11 protein-coding genes are annotated in these 12,561 nt (G+C 53.3%); 7 read left to right on the forward strand and 4 right to left on the reverse strand.

The window, feature by feature from the left end:
• Positions 1-918 (reverse strand): ABC transporter permease, encoded by a 918-nt coding sequence (locus FEE96_RS13335; RefSeq protein ID WP_138163591.1) that lies wholly within the window; start codon positions 916-918, stop codon positions 1-3.
• A gap of 130 nt (positions 919-1,048) precedes the next feature.
• Positions 1,049-2,563 (reverse strand): ABC transporter substrate-binding protein, encoded by a 1,515-nt coding sequence (locus tag FEE96_RS13340; RefSeq protein WP_138163592.1) that lies wholly within the window; start codon positions 2,561-2,563, stop codon positions 1,049-1,051.
• 168 nt (positions 2,564-2,731) lie between these two features.
• Here FEE96_RS13340 and FEE96_RS13345 point away from each other — a divergent pair, with 168 nt between their 5' ends.
• The 3 genes from FEE96_RS13345 to FEE96_RS13355 all read left to right on the forward strand — a co-directional run bounded on the left by FEE96_RS13345 (position 2,732) and on the right by FEE96_RS13355 (position 4,808).
• Positions 2,732-3,511, forward strand: coding sequence for an IclR family transcriptional regulator (locus tag FEE96_RS13345; protein ID WP_138163593.1), 780 nt, complete (start codon positions 2,732-2,734; stop codon positions 3,509-3,511).
• A gap of 300 nt (positions 3,512-3,811) precedes the next feature.
• On the forward strand, positions 3,812-4,330 hold the full coding sequence (locus FEE96_RS13350) for a hypothetical protein (protein WP_138163594.1): 519 nt from the start codon (positions 3,812-3,814) through the stop codon (positions 4,328-4,330).
• 277 nt (positions 4,331-4,607) lie between these two features.
• Positions 4,608-4,808 carry a hypothetical protein gene (locus FEE96_RS13355; protein ID WP_138163595.1) on the forward strand — a complete coding sequence of 67 codons (201 nt, stop codon included), beginning with the start codon at positions 4,608-4,610 and terminating at the stop codon, positions 4,806-4,808.
• 220 nt (positions 4,809-5,028) lie between these two features.
• Here the strand turns inward: FEE96_RS13355 and FEE96_RS13360 are convergent, their stop codons facing one another.
• On the reverse strand, positions 5,029-5,637 hold the full coding sequence (locus tag FEE96_RS13360) for a helix-turn-helix domain-containing protein (protein ID WP_138163596.1): 609 nt from the start codon (positions 5,635-5,637) through the stop codon (positions 5,029-5,031).
• A 294-nt stretch (positions 5,638-5,931) separates the two neighbouring features.
• Between FEE96_RS13360 and gcvT the strand changes: the two genes are divergently transcribed.
• The 4 genes from gcvT to FEE96_RS13380 all read left to right on the forward strand — a co-directional run bounded on the left by gcvT (position 5,932) and on the right by FEE96_RS13380 (position 11,486).
• Positions 5,932-7,029 (forward strand): glycine cleavage system aminomethyltransferase GcvT, encoded by a 1,098-nt coding sequence (gene gcvT, locus FEE96_RS13365; RefSeq protein ID WP_138163597.1) that lies wholly within the window; start codon positions 5,932-5,934, stop codon positions 7,027-7,029.
• A gap of 18 nt (positions 7,030-7,047) precedes the next feature.
• The gene (gene gcvH, locus FEE96_RS13370) at positions 7,048-7,413 is read left to right on the forward strand and encodes a glycine cleavage system protein GcvH (RefSeq protein ID WP_138163598.1); all 366 of its coding nucleotides are present in this window, start codon (positions 7,048-7,050) and stop codon (positions 7,411-7,413) included.
• 116 nt (positions 7,414-7,529) lie between these two features.
• Positions 7,530-10,385, forward strand: coding sequence for an aminomethyl-transferring glycine dehydrogenase (gene gcvP, locus FEE96_RS13375; RefSeq protein WP_138163599.1), 2,856 nt, complete (start codon positions 7,530-7,532; stop codon positions 10,383-10,385).
• Positions 10,386-10,487: 102 nt separating this feature from the next.
• A complete protein-coding gene (locus FEE96_RS13380; protein WP_246079443.1) occupies positions 10,488-11,486 on the forward strand; it encodes a helix-turn-helix domain-containing protein in 999 nt (332 codons plus the stop codon).
• On the opposite strand, the gene FEE96_RS13385 is transcribed toward FEE96_RS13380, so the two are convergent.
• Positions 11,483-12,478, reverse strand: coding sequence for a zinc ABC transporter substrate-binding protein (locus FEE96_RS13385; protein ID WP_138163600.1), 996 nt, complete (start codon positions 12,476-12,478; stop codon positions 11,483-11,485). The genes FEE96_RS13380 and FEE96_RS13385 overlap by 4 nt on opposite strands.
• Positions 12,479-12,561: the final 83 nt, after the last annotated feature.

Consider the following 12,561-nt stretch of genomic DNA (forward strand, 5'->3'; position numbering starts at 1 on the left):
TCAGCTGCTCCTCATACGGGGGTCAAGCCAGGCGTTGAGCACATCGGCCAGAAAGGTGAAGGTGATATAGAACATTGAAAAAACCAGGATCAGTGCCTGTACTGTCGGTAGGTCATTGCGTGAAATGCTTTCCCAGGCGAGATAGCCGGCACCATGCAGCGCAAAGATCGATTCAACGACGATAGATCCGCCCAGCATGAACCCCATCTGCACCGCAGCCAGACTGACCACCGGAATGATCGCATTACGTAGCGCATGTTTGAACATCACCCGCATTTCAGAGGCACCCTTGGCGCGCGCAGTGCGTATATAGTCCGATGACAGCACATCCAACATACCAGCCCGGGTCAGGCGCATGATGGCAGGCATCGCGTAATAGCCCAGCACCACGGTTGGCATGATAAAGTGCCGCCAACTGTCTGTGCCTGACGGTGGCAGCCAGCGCAGCTTGATCGAAAACGCAACAATCAGAATAAGCCCAAACCAGAATGACGGCATCGCCTGTCCGGCAACCGACAGAAACAAAGCAAACCTGTCGATGATGGAATTTGGCCGAATGGCGGCAATCACTCCCAAAGGAACAGCAGTGAGCAGTGCAAAGCTGATGCCGCATAGCCCAAGCAGCATTGTGACCGACAGGCGGTCTGCAATCAGAGATGACACTGGCAGTTTGAAGTAATAGCTTTCACCAAAATCACCCGAAAGTGCGTTCACCAACCAGCTTGCATATTGCACTAGCATTGGCCGATCGAACCCGTATAGCTCGCGAATGGCTACAACGTCCTGATCGGTCGCGCCTTCGCCCGCCAAGGCAATGGCGGGATCCCCCGACAGAAACAGCAAGCTAAAGCTGATGAAAGAGACGGTAAGCGCCACCAAAAAGGCCAGCCCTAGTCTTTTGAGGATGAAATTGAGCACGGGGAAGCAGGCCTCCGGTTGTCGTCGTCCAGCTAGATTTGCAGCAGTCCAAAAGAGCGGCTGTCAAATCCGACATAGTTTTTGGAAAGTAGCCCGACCACCATCAAGGCAATCGGGCTGTGACAGTGGATTAGTTCCAGGTCATTGTAGTGAACCGCAGAACCTCGTCCGGAGTTGGTGTATAAGAGATGTCGTTCCCATATACATAGTTGGTGTTGTACGAGAACATTGGCACCCAATAGGCATTGTCAGCAATTTTGTTCAGCGCCTTTGAGTAGAACTCTTTGCGGGTGTCTGGATTTGTTGAACTGTCTGCAACGTCCAGCCAATCGCGCAGTTCCGGGTCGCGGGCATCGTCCAGTGCGCCCAGTTTAAAGAACTGGCTGGTGATCGCTGAGGTGTCGTTGATCGAGTAAGACCCCCATGTTTGGAAAGATACGGGTGTACCCTTGGCTGTACGCAACTCGCGCAGGGCCGAATACTTCAGCATCTTGAAGTCGGTCTTGATACCAACAGCATTCAGATAACTCGAAATCGCTTCGGCATAGTCCCGGTTACGATAGGCGTAGAATTCAGTTGTGAACCCATCCTCATACCCGGCCTCAGCCAACAACGCCTTGGCTTTTTCGGGGTCATAGTCATAGCTTTTGACGGCTTGATCACAGCCAAACTGGCTGGGGAAGCAGGCCGTCGAAATCACCTGACTCTTACCCTTTAGCAAGGCAGAAACCAGTGCTTCGCGGTTGATCGCATGGGCAACGGCTTGACGGACCTTCAGGTTGGTGAAGGGGTTGTCCTCGCCTGTGCGGCCGGCTGCATCTAGTGTCAGATACCCAATGCGCATGGTACTTTCGTTGGCGACGGTAAACTGATCCATCTGGGCCAGTTTTTCAGCCTGATCCGCAGGGGTCTGCCAGATCAGATCCAGCGTGCCGTTGAACAGTTCCGCAATCTGCGTGTTGATGTCCGGGATGGTGCGGATGTCTATACGTTCAATACTGGGCTGACCCTTAGGGCTATCATGGTAACCGGCATTTTTTTCCAGCACGAACCGCTGCCCAGGAATGACTTCTGCAACTTTGTAAGGGCCAGTGCCAACCGGGTTTAGCCCCATGCCCTTTGGCCCAACTTCGGCGTAGTATTCATTTGGATACATCGAAACCGGACCAGACAGAAACTCGATCGCTGCAGGGAAAGGCGCCTTGAGGTTGATACGAACGGTATAGTCGTCGATTTTCTCAGCCGATTTCATCCAACTCACGTTGCGCTGGGTTTTGACCCCATTTTCTGCGTCGGCGACAAAATTGACGGTAAAGACAACATCGTCAGCATTAAAGGCTTCGCCGTTGTGGAATGTGACCCCTTCGCGGAGCTTGAACTCCAGGGTGACGTCATCAATCCACTCCCAGGCGGTTGCAAGGTTGCCTTTATATTCGCTGGTCACCGGATCGCGATAAACCAAGCCGTCCCAGACCGCGCGCTGAAGCACCACCCCTTCGCGGGATGAGTTGAAGTAGCTATCAACGTTTTCAAGTTCTTTGGTAAAGGCCACCGACAGCGTGCCGTCAGATTTGTCGGCATAGGCCGCTCCTGCGGCACATATCGACAGTACGGCGACGGCCGATTTCAATTTGCTATAAGCCATGTCTCTTCCCTTGCTGGTCGGCCGGAGCCGATAAGTTGCTGGTTGACAAGATATCATAATATGATATTCTTTATTGTTATATACGCTAAGTAATCATTTTTCACATCAATCAGTCAAGCCCGTTTCGGTTTGGGCTGACGAAACGCGGGTTAACAAGTTGGTATCTGTATGAAAGAAAAGCAAAATACACTGTTTGTTGGCTCTTTGGCCAAGGGCCTGAAATTGCTACGGGCCTTTGACGAAACCACAACTGAGATGTCATTGACGGATCTTGCCCGCCGCACAGGGCTGGACAAAAGTGCGACTCAGAGATTGGCGAATACACTTCACGTCGAAGGCATGCTGGACAAAGATCCGGAAACCAAACGCTTCCGCCCTTCGCATGCCTGGCTAGAGTTGGCCTATGCGTATTTCTGGTCTGATCCGCTGGTCAGACAAGCTATGCCACAACTGATTGACCTGTCTCAGCGGTTAGGATCGACCGTCAACCTGACCGAACTTTCAGGGGATCATATTATTTACGTCAGCCGATTGCCCAATGGCATCAGCCAGTTTTCAGCCACACTTGTTGGACGGCGCCTCCCTGCGCTGAACGCTTCAGCAGGCCGCGTAATGATTTCAACTTGGCCAGCTGAGGAACGGGACCGTGTCGTAGAGAGCTGGCCAATCCACCAGTTCACACCAAAGACAACGATTGATCGTAATGTCATTCGCGAGGGTATCGAAGAGGCGGCCCAAAAAGGCTACGCTACAACCCAGAACCAAATGATCCTGAATCAAACCGGCGTTGCTGCGCCAATTATTGGTCCTGATGGTCGAGCCTATGCGGCTGTGCAATGTTCAGTATCCTCACATCACTGGGGCCAAGATCGCATCCAGGAAGAACTCGTTCCGTACATTCTGGATGCTGCACTAGCTATCGCGCCCCAGTCTCGGGGTGTTTACTGACTTAACGCTGACGTCAGACATATTTTGCATGGCTTGGTACAGGTGGCATCGCTGCCTGCTGAACGCTGCATTCGACCTATCTTTAGTTACTGTGACGTTCTTGACCACGTTTAAAACTCAATTGAGAAGACGTTACAAATTTGTGAATCTTTTCCCCCAATAAATATGAATATTATCTAAAATATTCAACGTATTAAGGATCCGTTAAAAGGCGTCGTTAACCACCAGCATGCTACCAAAATTTTCGCTGCGGAACATGGAGCAATCCATTCCTCAGGACGCGAACATTGGGGTGGATGTATGGTAGTGTGGACAAAACCTATTCGTAGGTCATTGAAGGCTGTGGCCAGTAACAAGGGTCGCGGAAAAAGAACATTACGTGGCACATTGCCAACCGCATTGGCGCTTGTCATGGGGTTGGCTGGGGCAGAGAATCGTGCCTACGCTAGCGTGCAGCCTTATGTGATTAACAACGACCGCGGTGGCACTGTCAGGGACCGCTTGCTCGAAATCGATACCCTGCGCACTACAGGTCAGCCGGTCGAAATCCGCGGTCAGATATGCTATTCTACCTGTACCATGCTGCTTGGCCTCCCTCAAACCTGCGTCTCACCGGGAACTGTTTTTGGGTTTCACGGCCCCTCTCGCAGCGGCAAGCGACTAAAGCCAGACGAGTTTGAGTATTACTCAGAGCTGATAGCGCAGCATTATCCCGAAACTCTGCGAAATTGGTACATGAAGAAAGGCCGAAAGAGGATCCGTGGCATTTACCGAATGAGTGGAACCGAAATCATTAGAATGGGTGTAAAGGCCTGTTAGCAGGGACCTGTTGAAGCTGCCCACTGAGCAGTGTGATTGTAGATTGGACCCCCGCCATATGCTCCAGGACTAAGGGCATCTAGGGTAAGCCCCTCATCAGAGCCCTTACTTAGTTCCTCTCATTTACAGTAAAACTTAATTTACTGAACTGTCACTCGCCACATTACGGACACAAAGCTTCACGAAGTTGACGCCTTAACCAGGGGTTTCATAATTAAGTGTTAACGTTTTTGACGCTACATTAATCATCAAGCTTTGTTTCGTTCTGGAGGGAAAAATGGTTGTTGGTATATTGGCTTTGGCAGTGATTTTCGGCGGTGCATTGGCTGGTGCTGCACTCGTTACGGGCCACTCGTTTCTCTTTGCTCTTACAATCTACATGGGTGCTGGAAGTCTGAGTGTTTTTGTGATCGCGAGCTTGATTTTTGCCGGGTCAGCACTTCGGAACTTTCAGTTGAGCAACCTAAACTTAGGCTGAAATCAGTCATTTTACACGATCTAGACTGCAGCACATCTTAACACGAACAATTTCAAATTCCTTTGCGTCCTCTGTAGCCCCTGTGTCTGGGATTACCTGGAGAGGTGCAAACAATCTTACCCCCGCCAAAGCGATGTTCAAAGTTCGCTGACACTAAAGTGCAATAGTGGTTTATTCCGGTAACGGAGAATGTTTGCTCGTTCCTTCCTGTCCAATCATCTTACAATGACACCCACAGCACCCGTGCATCTTCGGTGCTGGTGGACACGCAGCCATGTCCCATTCCGCTGTCATAATATACGCTGTCACCCTCAGTCATTTCCAGTGGTCGGTAGTGTTCAGTGTACAGCGTCAGCGAGCCACTAATCACAAACATGAACTCTTCGCCGCGATGGCGAACCCAGCTCTCAAACTCGCTGACATCTCGCGCCTTAATCGTGCTGATATACGGCAACATCCGTTTGCTGGTCAGCTCAGTGCATAGCAACTCGTGATCATAGGTTGCTGTCTCTTGGTGTTCGCCACGCCCGGCCAAGGTATAGTCGCGGCGACCTGATATATCCCCATCGCCCGACTGCACAAACAGCTGTGGCGTCTTTAAATCCAGTGTTTGCATCAATCGGCGAATAATGTCGAAACTGGGTTTGGTCAGGTTGTTCTCGATCTTGGACAGGGTTGACCGACCAATAGCCGCAGCTTTGGCAGCCTCCTCCAGCGTTAGTCCCTTTTCTTTGCGTGCATCTCGAATCATCTGGCCAAGAACCTGCCCATCCGGCGCGTCACCAGCGTCACGTGCTGGACCTGTTTCTTCGGTCTGTACCGGTTCCATTTGGAATTTCTCCTATTTACAAACGACTTAATCCTGTCGCCTGTTTCAGCTGAATTTATCTTATCATCAAATTTGTTGCCAATAGGGAAAAAGTTTCCTAAAGGAACATTATTGCGCTATTCACGTATACAAGCGCATACATCGCTGATTTGACCCTGACATTCACAGAGGCTTCCAGATGAACATTGCTCGCTCCAACGGGATTGCCCGTTTCTCTGACAGACAAGGTCGCCCAGGCGTCTTGCCGGGCGCAGTCTGCACCTCTGTTCCATCCCAAACCGAAAGGCCACTGTCATGACTGACGCGCCAAAACGCACACCGCTATATGACCTGCACGTCGAGCTTGGCGGCAAGATGGTTGATTTTGCAGGGTGGGAAATGCCAGTGCAATATCCCATGGGTATCATGGGCGAGCACAATCACACCCGTACCAAGGCTGGGCTGTTTGATGTTAGCCATATGGGTCAGGTGATCCTGCGCGGTGAAGGGGCTGCAGAAAAGCTCGAAACTCTGGTGCCCTCGGCGATGACCACCCTAAAGGAAGGCAAAGCACGCTATACCTTCTTTACCAACCCAGACGGTGGCATCATGGACGACCTGATCGTCGCCAATGCCGGCGATCACTTGTTCCTCGTGGTCAACGCTTCGATGCGTCATCAGGATATCCCGCATATGGCGGACAATCTGGACGGTATTGAGGTCACCGAAATTTTTGACCGCGCTCTGGTTGCGGTTCAAGGACCGGTCGCCGAAAATGTGGTCGGAGATCTCTGCTCGGCGGCCCGTGACATGACCTTCATGCAGACCATGGTTGCTGACATTAATGGTGTTGAATGCCGCATCTCGCGTCTGGGCTATACCGGCGAAGATGGTTTTGAAATTTCCATCCCGGAAGACAAAGCCATTGAAGTCTGCCGGGCCTTTTTGGCGCATGAGGATTGTGAACCCGTTGGATTGGGCGCCCGTGACAGTCTGCGGCTGGAATCTGGTCTCTGCCTCTATGGCAATGATATCGACAACTCTACCTCTCCGGTCGAAGCCTCGCTGACCTGGGCCATGCAAAAACGCCGCCGCGAAGAAGGTGGCTTTCCGGGTGCTGACCGCATCCAGCGTGATCTTGCCGAAGGCACCGCCAAAAAACTTGTCGGAATTCGGCCGACTGGCCGCGCCCCAGCCCGTGCCGGTGTCGAAGTTCAGGATTTGGATGGCAACATTATTGGCAGCATTACCTCAGGCGGCTTTGGCCCAACAGTTGGCGCACCGGTTGCGATGGGCTATGTGGCAACCAAACACAGTGAGCCAGGTCAAAAGATCAATCTCATCATCCGTGGCAAGGCGCAGCCAGCTGAAATTGCAGCACTGCCTTTTGTCACCCAAAACTACAAACGCTAAACCCCAGGAGTGTCCAACATGACCACCTATTATTCCGAAGAGCACGAATGGCTGACTGTCGAGGGTGAAACCGCCGTAGTCGGTATTACCCAACACGCAGCTGACCAGCTGGGCGAAATTGTTTTTGTCGAACAAAAAGAAGTCGGCGATGACTTCGAAAAAGGCGACGACATTGGCGTTATTGAATCCGTCAAAGCAGCTTCGGAAATCTATGCTGCCGTTGACGGTGAAGTGACCGAAGTTAACGGCACATTGGAAGAAAATCCCGGCGCGCTCAACGACTCTCCCGAGGGCGATGCCTGGATCTACAAGATCAAGCTGACAAACATTGACCAACTCGAAGAGCTGATGGACCTGGACGGCTACAAAGCCTTTATTGGCTAACCCATCCTGATGCGGATCCGCCAATCGGTGTGATCCGCTTTTCATCTAGCTAAAAATATCCCCGCCGGAGGCTCCCCTCCTCCCGGCAAGCGCTGACTTTCCAAAGGAACACCCCCATGGCCTTCAAGCTGACCGACTACGAAGCCTATGACTTTGCCAACCGACGCCACATCGGCCCCAGCCCCCGCGAAATGGCGGATATGCTGCAGGTGATCGGCTTCAAAACGCTGGACGAGATGATCGACGCCACGGTGCCGCCTGCGATCCGTCAGGCTGAGGCATTGGATTGGGGTCCGGCTATGACCGAACGCGATGCGTTGTTCCACATGAAAGAGGTCGCCAATAAGAACAAGGTTCTGACGTCATTGATTGGTCAGGGCTATTACGGCACCACCACGCCGGCACCAATCCTGCGTAATATCTTGGAAAACCCGGCTTGGTATACCGCTTATACTCCTTATCAGCCTGAAATCTCTCAGGGCCGTCTCGAAGCACTGCTGAACTTCCAGACCATGGTCAGCGACTTGACCGGCATGGATATCGCCAATGCCTCGCTGCTGGATGAAGCAACTGCCGCTGCCGAAGCCATGGCTATGGCCAAACGGGGTAGCCGTTCCAAAGCCAATAACGCGGCCTTTTTTGTGGATGAGAGCTGCCACGCTCAGACCATCGCGGTGATCAAAACCCGCGCCGAACCACTGGGTGTTGAAGTCATCGTAGGGAACCCGGATGATCTGGTCGCCGAAACCGTGTTTGGTGCGATTTTCCAGTATCCTGGCACTTATGGCCACGTGCGTGACTTCACCAACGAAATTAAGTCCCTACATGAAAATAAAGGCTTGGCCATTGTTGCAGCGGACATCCTGTCGCTGGCGTTGCTGAAATCCCCTGGTGAAATGGGTGCAGATATTGCCATCGGATCTACCCAGCGCTTTGGTGTGCCCATGGGGTATGGTGGACCACACGCCGCTTATATGGCCACAAGTGACAAATTGAAGCGCGCTATGCCCGGCCGCATCATCGGCGTCTCGATCGATGCGCGTGGCAACAAGGCTTATCGTTTGGCCCTGCAAACCCGAGAGCAGCACATCCGCCGTGAAAAAGCCAACTCCAACGTCTGTACCGCACAGGCGCTGCTGGCTGTTATGGCATCAATGTATGCAGTGTATCATGGCCCCGACGGCATCAAGGCCATCGCCCAATCGGTCCACCGCAAGACCTCGCGTTTGGCCGCTGGCCTAGAGGAAAATGGTTACAAGGTTGAGCCAGAAGTCTTCTTTGACACAATCACCGTCGAAGTTGGACCATTGCAGAAAACTGTAATGGAAGCAGCAATTGCCCGTGGCATCAACCTGCGTAAAGTTGGGGAAACCAAGGTCGGCGTCAGTTTGGACGAACAAACGCGCCCCGAAACAATCGAAGCTGTCTGGGGTGCCTTTGGCATCGACAAGAAAGATGACAGTCAGGCCAACCGAGCCTATCGTTTGCCGGAACATGCGTTGCGGGAAAGCGAGTACCTGACTCACCCGATTTTCCACAAGAACCGGGCTGAAGCCGAAATCACGCGCTATATGCGCCGCCTTGCAGATCGTGATCTGGCACTTGATCGTTCGATGATCCCACTGGGATCCTGCACAATGAAACTGAACGCCACCATCGAGATGATCCCGGTGACCTGGCCTGAGTTCAGCAACCTGCACCCTTTTGTGCCTGCCGATCAGGCCATGGGCTACACCCAGATGATCGACGATCTGAACGACAAGCTGTGTCAGATTACAGGATACGATGCGATCAGCCAGCAGCCTAACTCCGGTGCGCAGGGTGAATATGCCGGCCTATTGACCATCCGCAACTACCACACCGCTCGTGGACAGGGCGCCCGCAATGTCTGTCTGATCCCAACTTCGGCGCACGGCACCAACCCTGCCACTGCACAGATGGTTGGCTACAAAGTGGTCCCAGTCAAAGCCGACGAAGATGGTAACATCGACATCGCAGACTTCCGCGAAAAGGCTGAAAAGCACTCGGACGCGCTGGCCGCCTGCATGATAACTTACCCGTCGACCCACGGCGTGTTCGAGGAAACCGTGCAGGAAGTTTGCCAAATCACGCATGATCACGGCGGTCAGGTCTATATCGACGGCGCCAACATGAACGCCATGGTTGGCCTGGCTCAGCCCGGCAAAATCGGTGGTGATGTCTCGCACCTGAACCTGCACAAAACATTCTGCATTCCGCACGGTGGTGGCGGCCCCGGCATGGGTCCAATTGGTGTTAAATCACACCTCATCGATTTCCTGCCCGGTCACCCTGAATACGGCACTGATGTTGGCCCTGTTTCTGCGGCACCATTTGGCTCACCTTCGATCCTTCCAGTAAGCTGGGCTTACATTCTGTTGATGGGCGGCGCTGGTCTGACACAGGCTACCAAAGTGGCCATCCTGAATGCGAACTACATCGCTGCCCGGCTCAAGGATGCTTATCCCATCCTCTATACCTCCAAAACGGGTCGGGTTGCGCACGAGTGTATTCTGGACACCCGCCCGCTGAATGATGCAGGTAACATAACTGTGGACGATGTCGCCAAACGTCTGGTGGATAGCGGTTTTCATGCGCCAACGATGTCTTGGCCAGTTGCAGGCACGCTGATGGTGGAGCCAACCGAGTCCGAGCCCAAGGCAGAATTGGACCGCTTCTGCGACGCTATGTTGTCTATCCGGGCCGAAGCACAGGATGTGATCGACGGTAAAGTTGATCCTGAAAACAACCCATTGAAACATGCCCCACACACGGTGCGTGATCTGGTGGGGGATTGGGATCGCCCCTACAGCCGTGAAGAGGCCTGCTTCCCTCCCGGCTCGTTGGGGGTCGACAAGTACTGGTCGCCGGTCAACCGCGTCGACAATGCCTATGGCGACCGCAACTTGATTTGCACCTGCCCGCCAATGTCGGATTACGAAGACGACGCCTGATTTTTCTGACCTGGCTGCCCCGCCCTATGCGGTGGGGCAGCCTTCTTCGTTTCAGTATATTTTGAACATCCCGTTGATCGTATCCCGCAGTAGGAGCCAGCCATGAACAGTCAGACTGCTGCCCCCTTTTGCGCCAACAAACAGTCAGGGCCCAACGCGGTCCATGACATTGAAATCATTCTGCCTGAAGGTGCCGCGGCATCGGGGGCGCAAATGTTTCGAGATCTGTTTGATGCCGCCAATGATCTGATCCCAGCACAGCATTACCGGGTGACTTTACGCAGTCTTTTGTCTCCCCTGCCCGAAGACCCGCAGCTGTGGCAACGTCGCACCGTGATTTTCTTAGGCGACATCCAATCCCGCTGGCAGGTTAGCCCAGCACAGCGCAGCCGGTTGCGACAACTGTTGCGGTTGGCGGCCCGAGTGGTTTTGGTCGGCGGCGCCGTATTCCTGCCCCGCGTGGTGGGGCAACTAAAGACTTCGCCTCTTGCCATCCATCCCAATTTTGCAGCCGCCGCCGTCGAAGAGCAATTGGTCGCCAGCGACCCGGGGCAACATGTGGCATCGGCAGGAATCGTCAATAGCGCCAGCAGCCCCTTTGCGGCGTTACGCCTACTATTAAGGCTGATCCGTGACGATCACGGCCAACAGATTGCCAACGCGCTAGGCCAATACTTAGGCCTCTCTGACAGCTCAAAACATGAAGTAAGTAAGGTCTCGCTGCACCTGCGCCAGCGGGCCTGCGGTGACACTCTGATCGCCACCACATTACAATTGATGCAGGACAACCTGGAAGATCCAAAGCAGATCCGCGAATTGGCAGCGCAGGTTGGTGTTTCAACTCGAAAATTGGAGCGACGGTTTCAGGATAAAACGGACACTACTCCGCTGGCCGCCTACCGCATGCTGCGGGTTGAACGTGCGCACCAGTTGCTCGTTCATACAGATCTGCCGCTGGCTGAAATTGTGGTGGCCACAGGTTTTGGTTCGCGCACCAACCTACGGCACTGGTTCAAAAAGGGTTATGGCACCAGCCCGCAAACCCTGCGCCAGCAGTCCTTTGCGGGCAAGACGCCAACCGCCCTGCCCGCATACAATTAGTGACAGCCTGCCATTCTGTTACCCAGATCTAGCAAAAGCGAAGGATAGAACTGCGGTCCCAGTGGCAAGGCAGTTCCCATGGGATCAATCACAGCCGTTTTTGCGTTGGTCCCATCCAATACAGTCGCAACCAGTCCCTGGTTAAATTGCGGTTCTGAAAAGACACAAGTTGCCCCCAGTTCAGCCACCGTGTCGCGAACTTCAGTAATCCGCGACGGGCTAGGTGACGACGCATCACTTAGCGAGATGGCCCCCAAAGCAGACAGGCCGAAGCTGGTCTCAAAATACTGATAGGCATCGTGAAACACCACAAAGCCACCACCGCGCAGCGGATCAAGCGCAGCGTTGATTTTGATCACAACGGCCTCGATCTCTGCCTGACCTTCAGCCGCATTTTTTAAATAGGAGTTCGCATTTTCTGGATCAAACTGCGCCAGTTCATCCGCAATCAGGCCCAACCAGAGCTTGCCATTTTCCGGGGCTAGCCAGGCATGTGGATCAACACCTTCGTGATCATGCCCGTCGTGTTCCTCATCGTGGCCACTTTCCTTCTCATGCTCGTCTTCGTGCTCAGCTTCATGATGTTCTTCTTCCTCATGGCCGTGCTCATCACCTTCTTCCTCGTGACCAGCAAAACGCGCACCGGTCCGAAATGCCAGCGTTGTTGTCCCTTCGACATGCAGCAATTCGATAACGTGTGCCTCTGCGGCCAGAGTTTCTAACGATCCCTCAAGCCAAGGTGTCAGAGCCTCTCCCATCAAAAACACAAAATCTGCTTGGTTCAATGCCAGGGCTTCGGAAGGACGCATCGAATATCCGTGTGGAGAGGCGCCTGGTTGCACCACTAAATCTGGCGACCCGACACCCTGCATCACGCGCGCAACTAGTCCGTGAACAGGCGCGATGTCAGTAGCCACTCGTGGTACATCCGCCTGCGCTACCCCGGTTAGAATCAGTCCGGATAACGTGACAAAAGCAGTTGTTTTTAACATCAGCGACCTCATGTGATTTTATAACATTACGCGGCTTGTTAATTGTCATACTATAACATATCAAGCGCTAAATGATCTGGCCA

It is taken from the genome of Parasedimentitalea maritima (assembly GCF_005771405.1).
Lineage (GTDB): Bacteria > Pseudomonadota > Alphaproteobacteria > Rhodobacterales > Rhodobacteraceae > Parasedimentitalea > Parasedimentitalea maritima.

Bases quoted from the DNA above. Each gene is read 5' to 3' on its own strand.
- FEE96_RS13340 (WP_138163592.1), bottom strand. From the start codon at position 2,563: ATGGCTTATAGCAAATTGAAATCGGCCGTCGCCGTACTGTCGATATGT.
- FEE96_RS13355 (WP_138163595.1), top strand. From the start codon at position 4,608: ATGGTTGTTGGTATATTGGCTTTGGCAGTGATTTTCGGCGGTGCATTG.
- FEE96_RS13350 (WP_138163594.1), top strand. From the start codon at position 3,812: ATGGTAGTGTGGACAAAACCTATTCGTAGGTCATTGAAGGCTGTGGCC.
- gcvH (WP_138163598.1), top strand. From the start codon at position 7,048: ATGACCACCTATTATTCCGAAGAGCACGAATGGCTGACTGTCGAGGGT.
- FEE96_RS13345 (WP_138163593.1), top strand. From the start codon at position 2,732: ATGAAAGAAAAGCAAAATACACTGTTTGTTGGCTCTTTGGCCAAGGGC.
- FEE96_RS13385 (WP_138163600.1), bottom strand. From the start codon at position 12,478: ATGTTAAAAACAACTGCTTTTGTCACGTTATCCGGACTGATTCTAACC.
- FEE96_RS13380 (WP_246079443.1), top strand. From the start codon at position 10,488: ATGAACAGTCAGACTGCTGCCCCCTTTTGCGCCAACAAACAGTCAGGG.
- gcvP (WP_138163599.1), top strand. From the start codon at position 7,530: ATGGCCTTCAAGCTGACCGACTACGAAGCCTATGACTTTGCCAACCGA.
- gcvT (WP_138163597.1), top strand. From the start codon at position 5,932: ATGACTGACGCGCCAAAACGCACACCGCTATATGACCTGCACGTCGAG.
- FEE96_RS13360 (WP_138163596.1), bottom strand. From the start codon at position 5,637: ATGGAACCGGTACAGACCGAAGAAACAGGTCCAGCACGTGACGCTGGT.